Annotated in this window: 20 protein-coding genes; 15 read left to right on the forward strand and 5 right to left on the reverse strand. The window is 46.1% G+C overall.

Features of this window, described 5'->3' with window-relative positions; genetic code table 11:
- Positions 1-5: 5 nt before the first annotated feature.
- Both IX95_RS09590 and IX95_RS09595 read right to left on the reverse strand, forming a co-directional pair.
- Positions 6-704 (reverse strand): ABC transporter permease, encoded by a 699-nt coding sequence (locus IX95_RS09590; RefSeq protein WP_038159170.1) that lies wholly within the window; start codon positions 702-704, stop codon positions 6-8.
- A 6-nt stretch (positions 705-710) separates the two neighbouring features.
- Positions 711-1,529 (reverse strand): substrate-binding domain-containing protein, encoded by an 819-nt coding sequence (locus IX95_RS09595; RefSeq protein WP_038159172.1) that lies wholly within the window; start codon positions 1,527-1,529, stop codon positions 711-713.
- Positions 1,530-1,776: 247 nt separating this feature from the next.
- Between IX95_RS09595 and IX95_RS09600 the strand changes: the two genes are divergently transcribed.
- The 8 genes from IX95_RS09600 (at position 1,777) to IX95_RS09635 (ending at position 10,488) form a co-directional block, all read left to right on the forward strand.
- Entirely contained in the window at positions 1,777-3,225 is a 1,449-nt protein-coding gene (locus IX95_RS09600) for a sigma-54-dependent transcriptional regulator (RefSeq protein WP_038159175.1), read from the forward strand.
- Entirely contained in the window at positions 3,215-5,239 is a 2,025-nt protein-coding gene (locus IX95_RS09605) for a sensor histidine kinase (RefSeq protein ID WP_038159177.1), read from the forward strand. Before IX95_RS09600 ends, IX95_RS09605 begins: the two co-directional genes overlap by 11 nt.
- 132 nt (positions 5,240-5,371) lie before the next feature.
- The gene (locus tag IX95_RS09610; RefSeq protein WP_038159180.1) at positions 5,372-6,169 is read left to right on the forward strand and encodes a substrate-binding domain-containing protein; all 798 of its coding nucleotides are present in this window, start codon (positions 5,372-5,374) and stop codon (positions 6,167-6,169) included.
- Between the two features lie 14 nt (positions 6,170-6,183).
- Positions 6,184-6,900, forward strand: a complete 717-nt coding sequence (locus IX95_RS09615; RefSeq protein WP_038159183.1) for a hypothetical protein — start codon at positions 6,184-6,186, stop codon at positions 6,898-6,900.
- Positions 6,901-6,907: 7 nt separating this feature from the next.
- Positions 6,908-7,429: an RNA polymerase sigma factor gene (locus IX95_RS09620; protein WP_038159186.1), complete on the forward strand. Its 522-nt coding sequence runs from the start codon at positions 6,908-6,910 to the stop codon at positions 7,427-7,429.
- Positions 7,414-8,166 (forward strand): hypothetical protein, encoded by a 753-nt coding sequence (locus IX95_RS09625; RefSeq protein ID WP_038159189.1) that lies wholly within the window; start codon positions 7,414-7,416, stop codon positions 8,164-8,166. Before IX95_RS09620 ends, IX95_RS09625 begins: the two co-directional genes overlap by 16 nt.
- Before the next feature lie 210 nt (positions 8,167-8,376).
- Positions 8,377-9,969: an ABC-F family ATPase gene (locus IX95_RS09630; protein WP_038159191.1), complete on the forward strand. Its 1,593-nt coding sequence runs from the start codon at positions 8,377-8,379 to the stop codon at positions 9,967-9,969.
- A gap of 261 nt (positions 9,970-10,230) precedes the next feature.
- The gene (locus tag IX95_RS09635) at positions 10,231-10,488 is read left to right on the forward strand and encodes a hypothetical protein (RefSeq protein ID WP_038159193.1); all 258 of its coding nucleotides are present in this window, start codon (positions 10,231-10,233) and stop codon (positions 10,486-10,488) included.
- Positions 10,489-10,586: 98 nt separating this feature from the next.
- On the opposite strand, the gene IX95_RS09640 is transcribed toward IX95_RS09635, so the two are convergent.
- The 3 genes from IX95_RS09640 to IX95_RS09650 all read right to left on the reverse strand — a co-directional run bounded on the left by IX95_RS09640 (position 10,587) and on the right by IX95_RS09650 (position 13,154).
- Complete coding sequence (locus IX95_RS09640; protein WP_038159196.1) at positions 10,587-11,165, reverse strand: cysteine hydrolase family protein; 579 nt, start codon at positions 11,163-11,165, stop codon at positions 10,587-10,589.
- A 180-nt stretch (positions 11,166-11,345) separates the two neighbouring features.
- Entirely contained in the window at positions 11,346-12,113 is a 768-nt protein-coding gene (locus IX95_RS09645) for an SDR family NAD(P)-dependent oxidoreductase (protein ID WP_038159199.1), read from the reverse strand.
- Positions 12,114-12,407: 294 nt separating this feature from the next.
- On the reverse strand, positions 12,408-13,154 hold the full coding sequence (locus IX95_RS09650) for a TetR/AcrR family transcriptional regulator (protein WP_038159201.1): 747 nt from the start codon (positions 13,152-13,154) through the stop codon (positions 12,408-12,410).
- Positions 13,155-13,459: 305 nt separating this feature from the next.
- On the opposite strand from IX95_RS09650, the gene IX95_RS09655 reads away from it, so the two are divergent.
- The 7 genes from IX95_RS09655 to IX95_RS09680 all read left to right on the forward strand — a co-directional run bounded on the left by IX95_RS09655 (position 13,460) and on the right by IX95_RS09680 (position 21,942).
- Complete coding sequence (locus IX95_RS09655) at positions 13,460-14,320, forward strand: efflux RND transporter periplasmic adaptor subunit (protein ID WP_235202606.1); 861 nt, start codon at positions 13,460-13,462, stop codon at positions 14,318-14,320.
- Positions 14,277-14,594 (forward strand): hypothetical protein, encoded by a 318-nt coding sequence (locus IX95_RS26830; protein WP_235202607.1) that lies wholly within the window; start codon positions 14,277-14,279, stop codon positions 14,592-14,594. Before IX95_RS09655 ends, IX95_RS26830 begins: the two co-directional genes overlap by 44 nt.
- Positions 14,595-14,596: 2 nt before the next feature.
- Positions 14,597-17,662: an efflux RND transporter permease subunit gene (locus IX95_RS09660; RefSeq protein ID WP_038159204.1), complete on the forward strand. Its 3,066-nt coding sequence runs from the start codon at positions 14,597-14,599 to the stop codon at positions 17,660-17,662.
- 71 nt (positions 17,663-17,733) lie between these two features.
- Positions 17,734-18,264, forward strand: coding sequence for a winged helix-turn-helix domain-containing protein (locus tag IX95_RS25695; RefSeq protein ID WP_051912521.1), 531 nt, complete (start codon positions 17,734-17,736; stop codon positions 18,262-18,264).
- A gap of 13 nt (positions 18,265-18,277) precedes the next feature.
- A complete protein-coding gene (locus IX95_RS27000; RefSeq protein ID WP_038159205.1) occupies positions 18,278-18,520 on the forward strand; it encodes a Lar family restriction alleviation protein in 243 nt (80 codons plus the stop codon).
- Between the two features lie 90 nt (positions 18,521-18,610).
- The gene (locus IX95_RS09675; protein WP_006962314.1) at positions 18,611-20,092 is read left to right on the forward strand and encodes an FMN-binding glutamate synthase family protein; all 1,482 of its coding nucleotides are present in this window, start codon (positions 18,611-18,613) and stop codon (positions 20,090-20,092) included.
- A gap of 272 nt (positions 20,093-20,364) precedes the next feature.
- Positions 20,365-21,942, forward strand: coding sequence for an FAD-binding protein (locus tag IX95_RS09680; RefSeq protein WP_038159208.1), 1,578 nt, complete (start codon positions 20,365-20,367; stop codon positions 21,940-21,942).
- Positions 21,943-21,944: the final 2 nt, after the last annotated feature.

The following is a 21,944-nucleotide window of genomic DNA, read 5'->3' on the forward strand; positions in this document are numbered from 1 at the left end:
CGCCTTTACGTTCTGAGGTAGCCTTTGCCGCGCATACTGGTCAGGAAAAAGTTGAGGACAAGCGCCAGCGTGAGTAGAACCATGCCCAGAGCCACACCTTGGGCGAAAGCGCCTTTATGGCTCTCCATCGCGATCGCGGTTGGGATGTTACGCGTCATCCCCATAATGTTTCCGCCCACCATAGTGGAACAGCCAACTTCAGTCACAATACGTGAAAACGCTGCAATAGTGGCTGCCATGAGTGGAAACCTTGTTTCCCAAATCATAGTCGCCGCAAGGCGTGAAGGGGATGCTCCCAGTGTAATGGCCGTTTCGACAGCGCGGCGATCGCTGGATTGCAGCGCACCGTGCATCATAGAGACCAGAACCGGAAAGCCGATCAACATTTGACCTACAATCATCGCTCGCTGGGTAAACAGCATTTGCCAGTCCCCGAGAGGACCTGAGCGAGATAACATCATGTAAAGGAGTAAGCCAATCACAACGGTTGGAACTGCTTGTAACGTATTGACTAACGACAAAAAAATCCACTTTCCGCGAAAATCTGTATAAGCAAGAATGAATGAAAACAGAATCGCCGGCAGTAGCACCAGTGAAATGGCCGTAATAGAGACACTGAAGGAGACCGCTACGATCTCCCACAGCTCTCGATCAAAGCTGGCCAATAACGCCAAGGCGTCTATTGTTGTCTGCCCTAAGGTCATCACGGGTTACTTTTCGTTTGCATTGGCAACAAACAATTGTTTGCCATGCAACTTATAGTCGTTGATCAGCTTCTGTCCTTTAGGGTTGACCAACCAATCACTGAAAACTTTAGCCCCTTGATAATTGATGCTTGGGTAACGTTCTGGATTCACCAGAATTACCTGATAAGGGTTAAACAACTTTTGATCGCCTTGAAACAGGATCTTGAGATCGAGTTTATTGTTGTACGCCAGCCAAGTACCACGGTCAGTGATGGTGTAGCCTTGCATCTCATTCGCCATGTTCAGGGTAGGGCCCATACCTTGACCCACTGAGCGATAGCCGCCAAAGTTTGGTTCGACTTTGGTCTGTTGCCAAATCCCTTTTTCTTTTTTGTGTGTGCCTGAATCATCGCCACGGGAAATAAAGGTCGCGTTCATATTAGCGATGTGCTTAAACGCTTCCGCTACGTCGTGTGAGTCGTGAACCTTGGCTGGGTCTGCGTTCGGTCCGACAATCACAAAGTCGTTGTACATGAGCTTACGAGGTAAGACGCCATAACCCTTTTGAACGAAATTGGCTTCTGCTTTAGGGGCGTGAGTCATGACTAAATCGACATCGCCATTTTCACCCATCTTGAGTGATTTCCCCGTTCCCGCTGCGATGACATCGACTTGGTAGCCCGTTTCTTTTTCAAACTGAGGGAGTAAATAATCCAGCAACCCAGAATGGTAGGTGCTGGTGGTGGTCGCCAAGCGAATGTGATGGCTGTCATCCGCCGAAAAGGCTGAAGAACTGATAAAGGCTAAAGACGCCGCTGCAATGGTAAAAGTTGTTGCTTTCATGGCTATTCATTCCGTACTAACTTTATTGCTCAAACGACCGCTTCTGAGCGATCTATCGAGGGCTTTATGTTTAACGCCTATGAATAGCAATCTTGATGCCAATAAACACTGAATACCTTTATCTTAAATATCAATGAGATAGTATTTTCAAATTTGATGTGGGACAAAATGTCGCACGTTAATTCTCGTCGTCCTAAATTTTCTTGGTACACTCTGTCCCAATTACAATAACGAGTAATGAGTCAATATGTCCCCAACGTTAGATCCCAATAAAGTGGCGCAATATCAAGCATTTTCCGTATTAGTGGTTGATGATGAAGTCGGAATGCAGACGATTCTCAAGAAAGCACTCAGCAAATGGTTTTCGAGAGTGGATACGTCGGGGAGTATTGAGGAAGCGGAGTCGCTTAGGGTCGTCAACCACTATGATTTGATCATATTGGATATCAACTTGCCCGGGCGCTCAGGAATCGACTGGGAAGAGGCATTTAATGACGAAGACCGAAAGTCAGATGTGATCTTCATGACGGGTTATGCCGATTTGGAAACGGCGATTTCAGCACTTAAGCTCGGTGCGTCCGACTTTATTCTCAAACCTTTTAATCTTGATCAGATGCTCAAAGCGGTACAACGCTGCATGGACAAGCGCCTGAACGAGCGGCTTCAATACGCACTAAAGCATGACTTTAAGCGCCTTATCAAAACTGACATGGTCGGCAGTTCAGAAAAAACGCGCCATCTGAAACAACTTATTACCCAATTTGCCCCTTCCCGTGCGTCCGTATTAATCGAAGGTGAATCCGGCACAGGTAAAGAGCTCGTTGCTCGTGGTGTTCATGATGCGAGTCAGCGGACAGGGCCGTTTGTACCTATTAACTGCGGTGCGATAGCGCCCGAGTTACTTGAAAGTGAGCTGTTCGGTCATACATCCGGTGCTTTCACTGGTGCGAAGAAAAACCGCGAAGGGTTATTTAGGGTTGCCAGCGGCGGCACTTTGTTTCTTGATGAGATTGGCGAGATGCCATTGCAAATGCAGTCGGCATTGTTGCGTGTTCTCGAACAAAGAACGATTCGTCCCGTGGGCAGTGAAAAAGAGATCAGCGTTGACGTCAGAGTCGTGGCAGCAACGAATCGAAACTTGGCAGAGGAAGTGTCGAAGGGTAATTTTCGCCAAGACCTCTTTTATCGATTGAATGTGCTTAAAATCGATGTCGCGCCGCTTAGAGAACGCAAAGCCGACTTGCTTGATTTAGTGCCTTTCTTTACCCGTTTATTAGCGGCAGAACTGGGTATGCCTGACCCTCAGTGGGCGCATGAAGACATTATCGCGATGAACGACTATGACTGGCCGGGCAACATTCGTGAACTTAAAAACTTGATTGAACGTTGTATTTTACTTGGCAAGCCACCGGCGCATTATTGGCGAGAAGTGAATGGATACCTGCCTCAAACGCATGTGTCTGTGACTGTATCGAGCGGCAGCGCCGTACTGGATTTACCTGATGATAGCGGAGCCAAAGAAGGTTACCCCAATAGCTGGTCGCTCAAGGAAGTTGAAAGAGCGCATATTCAACAACTGGTTGATTACCACGACGGAAACAAATCCGCGGCCTCACGTGATTTAGGCGTGGCGCGCAAGACACTAGAGCGCAAATTTAAAGAGTGGGAAATAGCGGAGTCCAACTATGCCGAGTAAAGGCGGCTTGTGCTCCAAATGGCGTTATCGATTCAAAACCATGGTTCGATATCGCCTCATGTTTCTGACTTCTGCGCCAATCTTACTCACATTGATTGCTCTCATTGGAATCACGGTGTATTGGTCAATTCACTACACTTGGCAGAGTGCATTGCTTGATGTCTCTGAGCGCTTAGGTGTGGCGCAAAATAGCATTGAATTGATACAAGAAAAACAGGCCAATCACGTTAAAGCGTTTGCTGAGTCTTACGGGTTTGTATCGAGAGTGAAGCAAGTCGGTGACACCCAAGAATTTGAACGTTGGGTTTCCGAGCAAAAGAAGCGTTATAAGTTGGATTTTCTACGTTTTCATCGCGTTGATACGATTGAAAAAAAGTTCCGCTATCTCGATTTGACTCGTAAGGAGTCGTTCTTTGATGTCTTGGAACAAGATGAGCTGAATTGGCTCGATCCTGAATTAGCCAGACGAGCACAAATTCCGATCCTGAAAAGTCAGCGAGTCGAAGGTCGAGGTCTGGTCAGTCGTACAGTGATCACGATTTACAACCGCCATAATGACATCATTGGTTTTCTTGATGGAGGATTGCTGCTCAACAACAGCACGGTATTGGTCGATCAAATTCGTGACCTGATTTATCCAACAAAAGAAGACAGCTTGCGCCCAGTTGGTACCTTGACGGTTTTTCTTGATGATCTTCGAGTCAGCACGAATGTTCCTCTCGACAGTGAAGGGAGAATCGGTCGTGCGATTGGTACTCGCGTATCACCTCAGGTTAATCGAACGGTGCTACATGAAGGCAAAGAATGGGTAAACAGAGCCTATGTTTATGATGCTTGGTATATCACCGCGTATCAGCCTATTCGAGACCAATACGACAATGTTATTGGCATGCTTTATACCGGGTATTTATTGTGGCCATTTGTTGAAGCTTATATGACCAACATTGCTGAAATCTCCATTACGACACTGGTGCTGCTGGTGTCTGGGTTAATGGTATATCGAGGGTCGCGTGATTTGTTCAACCCAATCGAGCACATTCACCGTGTGGTAAAGATGATTCAGCTGGGGAAAGAAACTCGCATTGGTCCGCTTGGGCTCGATGAAAATCATGAGTTGGCACAACTGGCAAAACAGTTTGATAACATGCTCGATTTGCTCAACCAGAGAAAGAATGAGCTAAAGGCGGCCGCAGGAGAGCTGGAAGAAAAAGTACAAGAGCGGACGGCGAGCCTTAAAGAAAAAACAGAAGAGTTGGAACTTCATATTCAGCTTCTCAATCAGACTCGTGACAAGTTGGTCATTAATGAAAAATTGGCGGCACTGGGCGAATTGACGGCTGGGATCGCTCATGAGATTAACAACCCCACAGCGGTTATTCTCGGCAACGTTGAATTGATGCAGTTTGAATTAGGTGACGACTCTCAGCGGGTACAAGAGGAAATTGACGCGATCCACGCTCAGATTGATCGAGTCAGGAATATCACTCGAAGTTTGCTGCAATACAGTCGCCAAGGTGGAGTACAAGACGAGATCACTTGGCAGCACATCAACCCGATTATCGAAGAAAGTATCACTTTGGTGAAAACGGGTTCTAAAAAGCGTGCGGTCCAGTTCGTCACTGATCTTAAAGCCAAAAACTCTGTCGAGGTTAATCGCCATCAACTGCTGCAAATTCTGGTCAACCTTGAAATGAATGGCATTCATGCGATGAGTGGAGAAGGGACTCTGACGATAAGCAGTGAAGACTGGATTGAAAACGGTCAGGAATTGGGCGCTATCATTCACGTTGCTGACGAAGGTTGCGGTATCAAACCAGAAAACTTAGCGCGTATTTTCTCACCTTTTTATACGACGAAGCGGGAGGGAACGGGGCTGGGCTTATCCGTTTCCCAGAGTATTCTTAGTCAAACTGGCGGGGAGCTCAAAGCTGAGTCTGAATGGGGCGTAGGCAGTAAATTCAGTATATACCTGCCACAGCGCGCCGACACATCTTTGAAAATCACCAATCTGTAATCATCTCCAGTGTCGGCGCTGGGCAAGATCGCCCAACGCCGACACGTTTTGAAAATATTTTCTTTTTACTGCATCCAAATTACATCGCCGTACGTCTCTTGTCTGAAACTGTCGTTTATTTAAGGAGAAGACATGAAGCGTCACCTGACTTTGACCAGCCTAGCCATGCTAATTGCAAGTGCATCAGCATTGGCTTCACCTCAGCTTGAACCAAGCATCACGCATCAGCCTAAAGATAATGTGATTAACGTCTATGGACCAGGAGGCCCTGATACTGCTTTGCGTCACGCTGCTGAAGCTTTCACCAAGAAAAGTGGTGTACAGGTCAATGTGATTGCCGGTCCCGAGTCGAAATGGACTCAGGATGCACAAAAGAATGCAGACCTAATCTTTGGGTCCTCTGAACAATCAATGAGTGCTTTTGTTGAAACGTATCCTTTCATCACCAATCAGGACGTGGAGCCTGTTTACCTTCGCCGTGCTGTTATCGCAGTTCCAAAAGGCAACCCCAAAAACATTTCGGGGATTAAAGATTTACTGGATAAGCCCGCACGTATTGTCGTCACCGAAGGACTAGGTGTGTACAACACCTCTGGAACAGGTGTCTGGGAAGATGTTGCAGGTCGAACGGGTTCGCTGGCTGATGTGCAAAATTTCCGTGAGAAGATCATTGCGTACGCCAAGGGCAGTGGTGCGAGTTTTAAAGCGTTTCAACAGCAGAACGCGGACGCTTGGATTACATGGATTCACTGGCCTCTCAATCATGCGGACAAGGTTGACTACGTGGAAATAGAGCCAGAGCGACGTATCTACCGTGATCTAACCTTGGCTAAAACGAAAGGGGCAGATCCGCAAACTCAAGACTTCATCAACTTTGTCAACAGCAGTGAAGGTAGCCCCTTTTTCACCCGCGAAGGCTGGACCCGATAATAAGGAAAACAACAATGAAAGCACTATTCGTTTCAACACTAATGCTCATTCCAACCAGCTACGCCATGGCGTCAGCATCGACAGTCGATACTGGCTTCGGCGAGGTATACGCGGATGATACAGGTAAATCTCTTTACACTTTTGCGAAGGACCCAATCGGGAAATCGGTATGTAAGGGAGACTGTGAGGCGTTATGGCCACCGCTATTGGCTGAAGGGCACAATAGTATGCAGTTCGCGGGTCAGGCAGGTTTTAGCCAGATTGTTCGTGCAGATGGCGCCAAACAGTGGGCATTAGAAGGAAAACCACTCTACCGATGGGTTAAAGATAAGCAGCCGGGGGATATTTCCGGAGCGGGCGTTAAAGGTGTGTGGCCACTTGCCCGAGCAGACGATGTAACGATTAAGCTGTTTAACGATGGCAAGCGCCGCTTCTTGGTCGATAGTAGTAACCAAACACTCTACACCTTCGATAAAGACAAATTGAACAAGTCAGCATGTTATGGGGATTGTGAAGTGAAATGGCCGCCAGCATACGTTGATTCTAAGCTGACCGAGAAAGGCATCGACAGCCTAAAATTAACCGGAGGGTTTGGGATTACGCAGCGAAATGATCACTCATACCAATGGACATTTGAGGGCAAGCCGCTTTATCGTTGGTTTAAAGACCAGAATCCGGGTGACACCAGTGGTGATGGTGTGAAAAACGTTTGGCACCTTGTTACCCAATGAGGAAAGTGTGAGTACAGATAAACAGCAAATAGGTTTACTGCTTTCCAAAGTAGCGCTTCGAGACCGGGAGGCTTTCGAAGCGCTCTATCAGTTAACCAGCACAAAACTTTTCAGCTTGATTTGCAGTGTTGTAAAAGACGAGCAAGTAGCAGCGGAATTACTTCAGGAAGGCTTCGTTAAACTTTGGTATAGCGACCACCGATACCCATTAGATTATCCATGGGCGTGGCTGTGTCAAAGTATGAGGAACCTTGCTATTGATGAAGTCAGGAAACGTAGCAGGCGAGGAGAAGAGCCGCTGGAAAAGTCATTGGATCAAGTTGATCGGCAAGTTGTATCGACTTCAGATTCTGGGCTCGATCGATGTTTACATTCTCTCAGCGAAGAGAAGCGAAATGCGATAGTGCTAGCGTACCAACACGGGATGAGCCATCAGGAGATCGTCCAACACATTAAAACACCACTTGGCACGGTAAAGTCTTGGATTCGCCGTGGGCTACAGGAGCTGAAACGATGTCTGACCGATTAACGAGCCGCCGTTACCAGAACTCTGAGCTAAGAGATAAGCTGGCCAGTGAATACGTCTTGGGGACGCAAACGCCTCGGGTACGACGAAGGTTGGAAACTTTGATGCAAGCAGACCCGACGTGGTGGGAGCATGTAGAACAGTGGCAACAGCATTTATCTGGTCTGAATCCTTCCACAGAGCTTGAATCGTCTGAACATGGCCTAAAACGCCCACCAAAACGGGTTTGGAAAAACATCTCTGAGCAAACATTTAGTCCTAACCGTGGGGCAAAGCGTATACGTTGGTGGTGGCTACCAACAGGTATGGCACTCTCTTTGTTTGTGGGTGTTTGGCTGCAACCGATTTTGTTGCAAAGCCCGTTACCCATTGAAGCCGCTCAGGTACAACCTGTGAGTTATTTGGCCATGATGTCTTCAGAAACCCAGAAGAATCACTTTGCGCTGGTGGCATATCAGGGTGATAAACCCGGTCAATCAAGTCTGCGCATGCAACGCAATCTAAACATGGATAAAGTGCCGATGGATAGGGCGATGGTGTGGATGAGAAACTCCGAGACTGGTGAACTCCAACTGATCGATAGCTTGCAAAACGTGAATGACGTTCGTTATATGTCGCCTACAGAGTGGCAGGCGTTGAAGAGCAGCTCTGAGCTATTGGTGACCGCAAATCGCGATCCAGAGAGTGAAGTCTTGTATCGCGGACGTTGCGTCGAGTTAAGTAGCTGGCAAGCAATTTAAACCACATAAGAAAAGCGCCCTTTAAAGGGCGTTTGTTTTTTAGAGCAACCATCAACGGTGGCAAAAAGTCTCTTGAAAAGGAAATGGATTTGAACAATTGATGTAGTTCACAGTTCCAAACTGCTATACTCTGCGCAAATTCTTATCTGTTTCAATAATGATTTCTCTATCTTAATGAAAAGTATAGAGAAATTATAGGGGGATACTCTCATCATAAGTACAAATAACATCACGCAGCAATTTGGTGCAAAACCGCTGTTCGAAAACATTTCAGTGAAATTTGGCGAAGGAAATCGTTACGGCCTGATTGGTGCTAACGGTTGTGGTAAGTCGACTTTCATGAAGATTCTGAGCGGTGAGTTAGATCCGACTGGAGGTAACGTTAGTTACGATCCAAATGAGCGTGTTGCTAAACTGAATCAGGATCAGTTCGCTTATGAAGAGTTTACGGTTATCGATACCGTTATCATGGGTTACAAAGAGCTGTGGAAAGTAAAGCAAGAGCGTGACCGTATCTATTCACTGCCAGAGATGAGCGAAGAAGACGGAATCAAAGTTGCTGAGCTTGAAGTTGAATTTGCTGAGATGGACGGTTACATGGCCGACGCAAAAGCAGGTGAACTTCTTTTAGCCGTTGGTATACCAGAAGAGCAGCATTACGGTTTGATGAGCGAGGTTGCTCCTGGCTGGAAACTGCGTGTTCTTCTTGCTCAGGTACTGTTCGCAGACCCGCATATCATGCTACTTGACGAACCTACCAACAACTTGGATATGGATACTATCCGTTGGTTGGAAGAAACGCTGAACCAGCGTAACTGCACCATGATTATCATCTCGCACGATCGTCACTTCTTAAACTCTGTATGTACTCATATGGCTGACCTAGACTACGGTGAATTGCGTGTCTACCCGGGTAACTATGATGAATACATGACGGCTGCCTCTCAGGCTCGTGATCGTCTGTTGTCTGATAACGCAAAGAAGAAAGCGCAAATTGCTGAGCTACAAACCTTCGTTGCCCGCTTCTCTGCAAACGCATCTAAAGCTAAACAGGCGACTTCTCGTGCTAAACAGATCGACAAGATTCAGCTAGAAGAAGTGAAAGCATCAAGCCGCCAAAACCCGTTTATTCGCTTTGAGCAGTCTAAAGAGTTATTCCGTAATGCTCTAATTGTAGAAAACCTCTCTCAAGGTTTTGAAGACGATCTATTCTCAGATTTCAACGCAATTTTCGAAGTTGGTGAGCGCGTTGCAATTATCGGTGAGAACGGCGTAGGTAAAACGACGCTTCTCAACACACTGGCGGGTGCTCTTGAACCACGTTCTGGTGAGTTCAAATGGTCTGAAAACTCCAACATCGGTTATTACGCTCAGGATCATGCTGAAGATTTTGCTGAAGATATGAATCTGATGGATTGGATGGGACAGTGGCGTCAAGAAGGTGAAGATGAGCAGGTTGTACGCAGCTTCCTAGGGCGTATGCTGTTCTCTCAAGACGACATCAAAAAGTCTGTTCAGGTACTGTCTGGTGGTGAACAGGGTCGAATGCTTCTTGGTAAAATCATGATGCATAAACCAAATATGTTGTTAATGGATGAGCCAACTAACCACATGGATATGGAATCCATCGAGTCGTTGAACTCGGCGCTCGAGCAATACAAAGGTACCTTGTTCTTCGTTTCGCATGACCGAGTGTTTGTTGACTCTTTGGCGACGCGCATTATTGAAATCAAAGACAACAAGATCACTGACTTCAAAGGAACGTATGCTGAATTCCTGAAATCACGTGGTATTGACGGTTAATTAGCTGACGTCACAAAAGCAAAAAGCTCCATAATAGATATGGAGCTTTTTTTATTGCTTATTCACAACGAAACTTACCTTCCAAATCTCACTTCTGCTTTTTACTTCAAAGAGTTAAGAATGGTTAAGCATTATTAATCATAAAGCTTTCTCTAAATGGTAGATTAGCGAAAGGGATAGAGATACTTTCAGTTGCATTGGCTAATATCCGAAATTTATCCAAGGTCAGCGCTATGCTGGTCAAACTGAAAGGTGTCTCTCATGAAAAAATTACTCGTCTTGTTAAGTGTTGCTGTAGCTGCAGGTTGTGCTTCTTCATACACCGCAGAAGTGTCGCAAAAAGTGGTCGACGGAAAAGTGCAAGTCACCTACACAGATGAAGAATCGTTTGACGAGTCAACGAACCTTCAACGCTTTGCTCAATGGAACAAAGAGCTAAGTTATTGCCCTTCAACGTATACAGTAAAATCAATGTCGACGACGTCTGACCGATTTACCATTACTGTCATGTGTGACTAAGTGGTGGAGATATTTGTGACTTATGGTTCTTGGATCAAAAATCACTTATCAGGCCTTAAAGGAGCTTGAACGAGCTCCTTTACAAAGTAGATAGCCGCTTACAGTTCTTCTGTTGATAAATCCGAAGCTGAGGCTATATCCGCAATGCGACTGAGCATAGCGAGGGAAGTGGAGTGAGCTTCTTTTGAAGAGGCGGCACAACAGTCTTCCAAGATGGTGATTTTATAGTCTCGGTCATGACCTTCTCTGGCTGTGGATTGAATTGCCCATTCTGTACTTACACCCGCAAGATACAGCTGTGTCACATGGTTAGCTCGTAGCGTGGCCTCTAATGATGTGTTGTAAAACGCACTAATTCTTGGTTTCACAATGATCGAATCATCTTCTCGAACGTCTACATCGCTATGAAATTCGGTACCAAAGCTCCCCAGTTGTAACGCTCGATACTGATCTGCCTTACCAAATACAGGCGAGGACTTGGGCTGCGCCGAATAGTTGGTATCAAAACCTACTTTGATGTGAACCACTAACCAGTTGTTTTTTCTCGCATAGTTCAATGCATGATTGGTATTAGTGATTGTCTCCATCTCACTAGCAAGCTGAGCACAACTTGGTATCTTTCCGTCGGGATGAACAATATCGTTGATTAAATCGATTATTAGGATCGCTTTAGACATAGGAATCTCCTAAACATGATCTGGCTTGAAGGTGGGCGTGGATTGATTAGCGATAGTATTGAATCGAGCGATGAAATAATGGTGTTAAACTTTAATTTCCAAAAATGGAAAAAATTTAACCGATGATTCCAAAAACGAAAAGAGCCTCAGACGAGGCTCTTTTAAAATGGAATTACTTGTTTACTGCTTATGGCCCCATTCCTCTGGGTCATTGATATAAGTGACGCCGCCATCCATCATCAGATCGCTGGTGGTCATAAAGGCTGAGTCATCGCTGGCAAGGAATAGCGCAGCGCCAGCCACTTCTTCGACCGCGCCTTTTCTTCCGAGAGGAATCCCGTCTTTAGCAACTTGGTCAACCTGCTCTCGGTAATCAACCTTGTCCCAAATTTCAGTTTCGGTTACGCCGGGTGAAATGGTATTGGCGCGGATCTTTTTATGAGTGAGTCCACAGGCAAAGCTCTTCGTTAGAGAAGAGATAGCAGCTTTTGAGGCGTTGTAAGGCGCTTGGTTCCAACTGGCATGTATCGCACCAACAGAGGAAATAGAAATAACCGATGCTCCTTCACTCAATAGTGGCGCTGAATATTGCATAGTAAAGAAAGCGCCTTTAACGTTGAGTGCAAACATGTCGTCAAAGTCTTGTTCAGTTGTTTCTGTAAACGGCTTTAGCTGATAGGCCCCTGCATTGACAACCAATACATCCAGTTCAGAAAACTCTTTTCCAAGCAATTCATACGCGGAGGCAATATCTTCGACTTTGGATATATCTGCGACCACTTCGAGCGCTTTGTTCGAGAAGTGCTCTCTATTAATTGTTTCCAGCTTTTCGGCATTTCGTCCGTTAATAGCAATCGTTGCGCCTTCCTCAAAGAAACGACGCGCAATAGCTAAGCCGATGCCTGAAGTTGCTCCAGTAATGAACGCTTTTTTTCCTGTTAGTTTCATAATATTCCTTCAATAGGTGAGTGTCTGAAGATGGTAAATCTCTAGTGTGATAGGGCCCGTAATCCACTACTGTTAGTTAGGTATGTAACGAGCTTGTTGCATTTTAGTGGTGGTGTTTACATTTTGACGACTGATTAACGCTTACTAATGTAAAATGTTCTAAATGGGTTTAGTTATTTTAAAACAATATTTTAACCGAGATTTCACTATGGGTGTAAAGGGAAAGTCAACAGTGTTGAAAGTTTGATTTGTGCTACAGCAAGTTGACAGGGTATTTATGCAAATGTCAGTTCTTTACGCACTAGGTTCGCTATTTTCTCTCATACCACGAGACTGAAGAATTTGTTCAATCTCTGATAACTCTTCAATAGACACGGGATGTTTCCAAGGGTAGCTATTGGTCATACGAATCGTTGCACGTATCAACGGATGCTCAAGGGAAAGTGGAATATTAACGTTTCGCTTTGACTCAGTGATTGAGACGTCATACGGGTGATTAACGATTTGCGGAAAACCGATACTGATTGCCCAGTTAAGGAGTAAGAACTCTTCGATGAGTGACTCTTGCTCGTCTTCATTGCAAAGCAGTTCTTGGGATTGAATGGCTTGTCGAAGTGCTTGCTCAAAACAAAGCCTAATTTCTTCTGCTGCAATGCTCAGCTTATTCAGCCATTTTTCTGATGCTTTGGCCAATAAATCCTGGCTACTGAGCATTGTCATCAATTGATAACCGAAAGGGTAGAGATACATGGCTTTTTCGGAAAGAAGATTAATCGCAACAATCTTCGTAGGGAGGGAGTACGGTAGGCTTAAGACTTCTTTTACAGCGGCAGTGGCTTGTTTATCCAATCGCACAGACAGTGCAACAAGCACATCCTCTTTGGACTGAATATGCTTATACACCGACCCCATAGATAGGCCCGCATTTTTAGCGATGTTGGACATCTTAAAATCAATCAGTGAACTTTCTAAGATGCTTTGAGCGGCGGCGTCTAGCACGAGTCGTTCTTGTTCGGCAAATGAGTGTCTTGGTGCGGGCATATTGGATCTTCATTCGAATAACATTCGCTTGAATGCTAAAGAATCTGATTGGACGAGTCAATCTTTACCTCAAAGCTGTACTCAAGTAGCAATCAATGTCAATTGATATATTTTTAATATCAATGATAAGTCCCTATCTGTTTGTTATATAAAAGATAAATTATTTTCCTCACGGCTTCTTTTATGACTATCCGCCTCGCTATGGTTTGACAAGATAAATCTGCAAAATTAATATTTGAAACACATTCGAATGATATTCGAATGTGTTTTTATAAATGGGTTGTACAGATAATAACGGTGAGGTTATGAGCAAAAATCGGTCTTCAATCAAAGCGTGGCTTTTTGCCGCGTCTGGCCTAACCGCAGTGATAGGTGGCTTGGCATACTACAAATATTCAGAAATCACGACAGCGATTGCTATCGCGGAATCTTTTCCAGAGCACTATGAGGTGGTGGAAACGGCTTATGTAGAAAGGGCCGAGTACGTACCTACGGTCAGTGTATTGGGAAATACAGTCTCTCCATTGCAAACAGAGCTCTTTACTGAGCTTTCAGGGAAAGTCTCGCACGTTGGTTCGATGGCTGGTCAGCGTGTACAAAGCGGCGAACTTTTGTTCCAACTCGATATATCCGAGGAACAAGCACGTATTCGCTCAGCTAAAGCACGTGAACAGCACGCACGGTCCGTCTACACACGTTCAACAAAACTTCTTAAGACCAACGCGATCAGTCAAGAACAGCATGATCAAGCCTATGCGGATCTGATTGTAATTCAGTCCGAAATTGACGTACTTGAAACAACGATTGAGAAAAAGTCAGTCTATGCCCCTTTCACCGGCATGGTGGGGATGCATAACGTCAAAGTCGGGGATTACGTTTCTGCGAATGAAATGCTCACCAGTTTTGTAGGAATTACAGAGTACAATTGGATCGAGTTCAGCGTGCCTCAGTTTTATCCAAGTTTAAGCGTCGGCGATAAAGTGGAGGTGAGACACATTGACGCGTTTGGTCAGGCAACCTACCAAATCGCAGATGTCATTGCTCGTGACGTTCGTGTTTCTGACACGTCAAGAAGCCTAAAGTACCGTGCTCAAATTAGCAGAGAGCAGGTCGAATACGCCAATGGAAGTTCAGATTCCGGTCAGTGCGGACGCGAACGTATATAGAGTACCCGTTGCAGCAGTGAACCAAGATCTCTATGGCGCGTACGTTGTCAGTTTGTCTGAGGAAGATGAAGGTTCAGGCGCTTTTCGTGCGAACCGCCGCCCTGTAGAGGTCATTGCTGAAAGAGAAGGCGCAAAATTCATTCTGAATGGTATCGAAGAAGGTGAGCGCATTGCGGCTGCAGGCGCGTTCAAGCTTTATGATGGTCTGTTAGTACGCACGAAGGCCCCAGAGCAAAGCGATCCAGTATCTATTGTGGTTAAAGTTGGAGAGTAAACATGGATGTGTTTGTTAAAAAACCTGTGTTTGCGATTGTCATTTCATTGGTGATTACAATCGCAGGGTTAATGGCATCTTCTCGATTGCCTATCTCTCAGTTTCCTCAAATTGAGAGCTCATCTCTGATTATCACGACAGAATACGTCGGGGTTTCGTCTGACGTGGTTAAAGGCTTTATTACTGAGCCAATTGAAAAGGTCGCGATGAGTGTACCTGGTGTTGACTATGTTGACTCCTCGACCACCGCGGGCGTGAGTAAAGTAACCGCGTGGCTGAAACTGAATGAAAACAGCACGGATGCACTTGCAGAGCTGAACTCAAGGCTTAGCCAGATAGCGTATGAATTGCCTGAAGGGGCACAAGATCCGAGTGTCTCAGTGGCTCGTGTTGATCGACCAAGTGCAACCTTCTACCTGAACGTCTCAAGCGAAACCATGGACCGACCGGCGCTGACTGACTATCTGGAACGAAATGTGACGCCATGGTTCGCGTCAATTGAAGGTGTGCAAAGTTCAGATGTATTAGGTGGCCGTAAGCCTGCAATCCGAGTTTGGCTGAACCCTCTAAAAATGGCGAGCTTGAACATCGGCGCGCAAGAGGTTCATCAGGCTCTGAACGATAACAATGTTATCGCGTCGCTGGGCAGTGCGGAAAATGATGTTCAGAACATCAGCATCATGAGTAATGCCTTGCAGAGGGATGCAAAGGACTTTCGAGATCTGATCATCAAGAAAAATGGCGATACAGTGGTTCACTTGGGGGACATAGCCAGAATAGAAATGGGTGAAGACCGAGGCTCTGACACGGCGCGTCTTGACCTGAATGAGTCTGTCTTTATTGGTATTGTCACTTCTCCGGGGTCAAATGAAATCACAATTGGTGACGAGTTATACCAGCAGTTGGCTGTCGTCAACGAACGTTTACCACAAGGCACAGCGATAACGATTGGTTATGATGGTACGTTGTACATGCGTGATGCACTGCGTGAAATTTTTACCACGCTGGCGGAAACAGTACTCTTAGTGGGCATTGTGATCTTGCTTCTGATGGGGTCGTTCCGCACCGCATTAGTTCCTTTGATCACAATACCGATTTCCATTTTGGGCAGTGTTGCTGCGATGGCAATGGCGGGCTTTTCACTCAACCTTTTGACCATTCTAGCCATCGTCCTATCTGTTGGCCTTGTCGTCGATGATGCGATTGTTGTGGTTGAAAACGTTGCTCGCCATATGCGCAGTGGGAAAGGGCGGATTGAGGCTGCGTTGATAAGCTCACGGGAGTTGTTGCGCCCGATTTTCTCCATGACGATCACACTGGCACTCGTGTTTGCTCCGATAGGCTTTGTTAGTGGTCTATCCGGTGCTTTGTTCAAAGAGTTTGCGTTCACGCTAGCGATTGCGGTGTTGTTCTCTGGCGTGGTCGCCATTACGCTGTCACCTATTATGAGCGCCTATGTGTCGCCGGAAAAAGGACAAGAGGGCAAGTTGACGCAAAAGATCAACTCTGTATTTGAGCGTTTATCGACGGCTTATGAGTCTGCGTTGCGTGGTGTCTTTGTTCATCGCAGAGCGATTCTGTTTTCAGCGGTTGTGTTGTCACTGCTCACCGTTCCTTTCTACTTGTTGTCCCAGAAAGAGCTCGCTCCGGTTGAAGATCAAAGCTCTATCTTTGTAATTTCAGAAGCGCCATCAGGTGGGGCACTGGAATATAACAATCGGTACATGCAGCAAGCTGTCGGCTCAATTTTGTCGATGGAAGGTGTGGATATCGTCTGGCAAACAGTGACTGAGCAAGGTGGCTTCAGTGGGATTAATTTTGCCCCCTATGAAGAGCGTGCTTACTCCGTGTCGGATATGCTGCAGAACATTTACTTTACGTTAAAAGATGTTACGGGCCTTCGCGTTTATCCAACCATGCCGAAGCCATTGCCGACTGCGGGACAATTTGATGTAGAAATGGTAATTCAATCTCAAGACAGTTACGCGAACATGCTTCAGTACGCGTATCAACTGCTTGAAGCCGCGCAGCAAAGCGGAAAATTCATGTTCGTCGATACCGATCTGAAAATTGATATGCCACACGCTCGGCTCAACTTCGACAATCAGAAAATGGTGGATCTTGGCCTGACAACCAAAGCAGTGACAGACCAAATTTCACTAATGGTGTCTGAACAAGAGGTGACTCGTTTTGACAGCAACGGAAAAGCTTATCGAGTGATTCCTATGGTCGATGTGCAGTCTCGCTCAACCAGCGAATCACTGCTGGATCTCCAGATCAAAACGCCTGCAGGAGAATTTGTACCTCTGAGTAGTGTCGCATCGCTGGATCAGACCGTTAATGTACGCAGCATTTCAAGATTCAATCAGCTCAACTCATTCCGAATCTTAGGTGGATTGGTCCCTGGAGTGACTCCGGATCAAGCGCTTACTCTACTGGAACAAACCGCGAGTGACATTTTGCCGAAAGGTTACCAAGTCAACTATGCAGGCAGTAGTCGCCAGCTAAGGCAAGAAGGTAACAGCCTGTTTACCGTACTGGCTGTGGCATTGTTCGTTGTCTATATGGTGTTGTCGATTCAATTCAACAGCTTCCGCTCACCTCTGGTTGTATTGTTAGGGTCAGTACCTTTGGCGTTAGCTGGTGCAATGTCGTTTGCTTTTCTCGGGCTGACGAGCATGAACATCTATGCCCAGATTGGCTTTATCACCTTAGTCGGGTTGGTGGCTAAAAATGGCATCCTCATTACTGAATTTGCCCATGAGCTTCAGCATCAGGGCCATCAGAAACTGGAAGCCGTCATTCAAGGGGCAAAGATTCGCCTAAGACCCATATTAATGACGACCGCAGCAACGGTTTTAGGGCATTTCCCGCTTGTACTGGTGACAGGAGCCGGGGCAGAATCACGAAACAGCATAGGCATCATATTAGTCGCAGGCATGATTATTGGCACCTTGTTTACCTTGTTCGTGTTACCCGCTGTGTACCTTGCTATCGCTGAAGATTTCAATAAAAACAAAGTCAGTGAACCACAGCGAACGCTGACGACAGAAGCTAACGCTGTATAGCAAACTGAACGGTAGGTAATGGTTTCCTACCGTTCTTTCCCATTCATTTACTAGTGCTAGGTTAAATTGCGATGGAAAGAGTTTATAACATTGGCAATCAATTTCTCTTTAGGCCTAAGAAAAACACGCTGAGCTACATCGAAGGCGACGATAGCGACATACTTTTAGGTTCAAACGAATGTCGTTTACTGGATTACTTTGTCGAGCATAGTCATCGAACGATTCAGCGTAAGGAGTTAATCGAAGTGCTCTGGATTGAGCGAGAGATTTTTGTCGATAGCTCCAGTTTGACTCAATCAGTATCGACGTTAAGAAAAGCGCTCAACGACTCTACTAAGTCCCCAGCCTTTATCAAAACAGTTCCGAAGTCTGGTTACGAGTTTATTGCGTCAGTCATCACGTTAAGTGCAGCCAATCAATCGGAATCTAGCGAGTCGAGCAACGAAAACAGCCAGACTGAAAAACGAGGTATAAAAGGTATCGCCCAGCCTCAGCTTTTGGTGGTGAACTCAATACTACTGCGCTTCGAATTTTTCATTCTTGCATTGTTTTTGCTGTTCGCGTTTAAGAGTACTGCAGCGGAAATCCTCAACATTCTGTAATCAAAGGTTGAACATGAACTTAAAACCCTGCCCATTCTGTGGAAGCACGCATTTGGTAAAGGAAATGAAGCCAAGCGCGTGGAACTCTAACGAGCTGGAACACCATATTATTTGCAATGACTGTGCAAGCAGTGGCCCCGTTTACATTTGGAATACCAGAGCTGAAGACCAAGGTTTACGATCGGAAAAGATGCCGGCGAGAAAACAGAGCGCTTCAGATCTAGTCACCCAATTACGAATTGAAGCCGCTAATTGATTGAAAAAATTCAAATTGCTCCAGATCGTCAGCTATATTGATGAAGACGGTCTATACAAATAGAAAATACAAAGACTACTGGAGCATAAAATGGGTGAATTTTTTGTCATCGGGATCGATCTATTCTCAGGGCTTTTCATTATCGCGATTGGGCTTGGTGTAATCAGTGTTCTGTACATGTACGTTGCAGACAAACGCCAGCACAAACATGCCATTCGACACAACTATCCTGTCATTGGGCGTTTTCGCTACTTGTTTGAGAAACAGGGAGAGTTCTTCAGGCAATATTTCTTTGCTATGGACAGAGAGGAGATGCCATTCAATCGTGCAGAGCGTAGCTGGGTATACAAAGCGGCGAAAAATGTTGATCGTACGATAGCTTTCGGCTCCACCCGCAATCTGGATGCGACTGGCACCATCATGTTTATGAATTGTGCGTTTCCCACGTTAGAGGAAGACGCTGTATCCCCGGCTGCGGTCACCATCGGTGAAGGTTGCCGAACGCCTTATACCACGTCATCGATTTTCAATATCTCCGGAATGAGTTTTGGTGCCTTATCAAAGCCTGCCGTTCGAGCCTTGTCTAAAGGCGCAAAGATCGCCGGATGCTGGATGAACACGGGAGAGGGCGGCTTAAGCTCGTATCATTTGGAAGGCGATTGCGACATTGTGTTCCAGATCGGGACAGCTAAATACGGTGTTCGAGACGAAGAAGGCCATCTTTCTGATGACAAACTGCGAGAACTGGCAGCACATGATAATGTCAGAATGTTTGAGATAAAAATCAGTCAGGGAGCGAAACCTGGCAAAGGCGGCATGCTACCCGGGCGCAAAGTCACAGCTGAAATTGCTCAAATTCGCGGTATCCCTCAGGGGCACGACTCTATCAGCCCGAATGGGCATAAAGATATCCGTAATGTGGGCGATTTACTTGATATGATCCAGCGTATTCGAGAGGTGACGGGCAAACCCGTTGGCTTTAAGAGTGTCATTGGCTCTCAAGTATGGTTCAAAGATCTTCTCGATGAAATAGAGAGGCGAGGCCATGACAGTGCCCCCGATTTTATTACGATTGATAGCGCTGACGGCGGCACCGGCGCCGCGCCTCAACCACTGATGGATTACGTAGGGCTGCCGTTGAAAGAAAGCCTGCCTCTGGTAGTAAATTTACTTAGTGAGCGTGGTCTAATCCCGAGAATTAAAGTGGTTGCCTCTGGCAAGCTCATCACGCCTTCCAAAGTAGCTTGGGCGATTGCTCTAGGTGCCGATTTTGTTGTTTCTGCTCGAGGCCACATGTTTGCACTGGGTTGTATTCAGGCGCTGCAATGCAATAAAGATACGTGCCCGACAGGCATCACCACTCATGACGTGCGCCTGCAACAAGGATTGAACGTTGAAGACAAAATGGAGCGTGTCGCGAATTACAACAAATACATCCACTACGGTATTGGCTTGATCGCTCACTCATGTGGCGTGACCAACGCCCGTGACTTAGCTCGTGAACATATACGTATTGTTAAAGAAGACGGATTATCCGTCGCATTGGATGAGTTGTACCAAAATCACCGATAGCCTCAATGTGCTCATTGGATTTATGAGCACATTCTTTTCCCCTCATGAACTCCCATCTCATAAATTGTCTGTACTTTCGTGTTTTTATGTATTTATTTCGTCAATATTAATGTTGTTATCTACTTGTTTTTGCTGAATGCATTCACCCCGCAGATATGTGTATTGTTTGATATTTGAGCTGCTGAGATAATCCTGCCCCTAATTGAAACAGCAGACAAAGTTATCGAGCAATCCCTTGATAGCCGTATTATTCACCAGTAAAGGAGCTACACGTGTCATCTGTTGTGGAACAGGCTGATTTGCATCAGCCAATCGAACTGCGCAGTGGCCTCGGCCATCATTCGCGCATCATCCCGCAAATTCTTCAGCCTCAAAATGGTATGGAGCTGCAACAAGTTATTGAACAGGCGTACTTAAAAAAACTGCCGGTTTATCCTGTCGGGAAAGGCAACAACTGGGGGTACGGTTACAAAACGCCTGCCAGTGATGGTTGTACGTTACTCGATCTTAGCGGCATGAACCGAATACTGAGCTTTGATGAAGAGCTTGGAGTTATTGAGGTCGAGCCGGGTGTAACACAAGGTCAAGTGTCTGGATATCTCAAACATACGCCATGGATGTTGGATTGCACAGGAGCAGGGCCAGATACCAGCCTGATGGGGAATATACTAGAGAGAGGATTTGGTCACGGTCCTGTTGGTAACCGAAGCCAGCACTTTACGATTAGCGAATTAATCTTAGCCAATGGCAAGGTGATGAAGCTAAACCAGAGCGCGCGATATTGTGGCCGAGCGGGCCTTGCTGCCAATCTTCACGAGTTGTTCACTCAGAACAATATTGCCGTGATCAGCAAAATTAAGTTCGAACTGATGCTTAGGCCAGAAGCGAGCTTACGTTGTTTAGTACGCCTGAAAAGCGCGAATGATTTACCTGCCTATATCGATATCATGCGCCGCCTGAAATCAGAAGGCAGCATTGATGGTTTGCCTCACTTGGGTAACACCTACCGAATGCTAACCATGATGGAACGATTCGATTTTACCAAATGGAGCACGAGTGATGGTGCGAACCAGGCGGATATTGAATCGCTGTGCAACCAATACAACTTATCTCCTTGGTCCGGTGCGTTTGTGATCACAGGCACTATGGCAGTAGCAAAAGCTAAAGCCGCACGTGTAAAAGCACTGCTTAAGCCCATCGCTAAAGTAAATGTAGTTAGCTTGGCAAAGCTGAAACAAATGAACCAAATAGCAATCAGTGCCAGTCGTTTGCTTGGGCGCTTGCCTGTGTACCAGCGCTTGCAGAGTAGTCTCAATGACTTTACTGAGATGATGGATATGCTAGAGGGGAACCCTAAAGATTTGGCACTCAAAGGTTGTTATTGGCGCTATCGCGGAAATATTCCCGAAAAAATGAACCCAGTGGAAGACGGGGCTGGCTTTTATTGGGTTGCACCTACGTTACCGATGGTTGGCGAAGATGTCGAAAAGTGTATGCGTCTATCACAGCAAGCCTTCGGCAAAGCAGGGTTTGAATTTGGTGTCACGTTAACTGCCGTCAATGCGTACATGTGCCAGGCGATTATCAGTATTTACTATGACTCTGGTAATCCTGATGAAGTTACCAGAGCGACAGATTTAGTACGTAAATTGCGCGCCTTATATCGACGCTACCAGTGGCCGTGTTATCGACGTGCCGTTGATGAAATGCCATTCAATAGTGAGTTAGAGCTGGAGCAAGACGCACTAGAACTGCGCAGCCGTATTAAAGCCGCGTTTGATCCCGATGACATTGTTTCTCCGGGTCGTTATCAGATGGCGGTTTCTTACCAATTTTCGGAGGACAGTTAAGA

Source organism: Vibrio sp. B183 (assembly GCF_000740665.1).
GTDB classification, from domain to species: domain Bacteria; phylum Pseudomonadota; class Gammaproteobacteria; order Enterobacterales; family Vibrionaceae; genus Vibrio; species Vibrio coralliilyticus.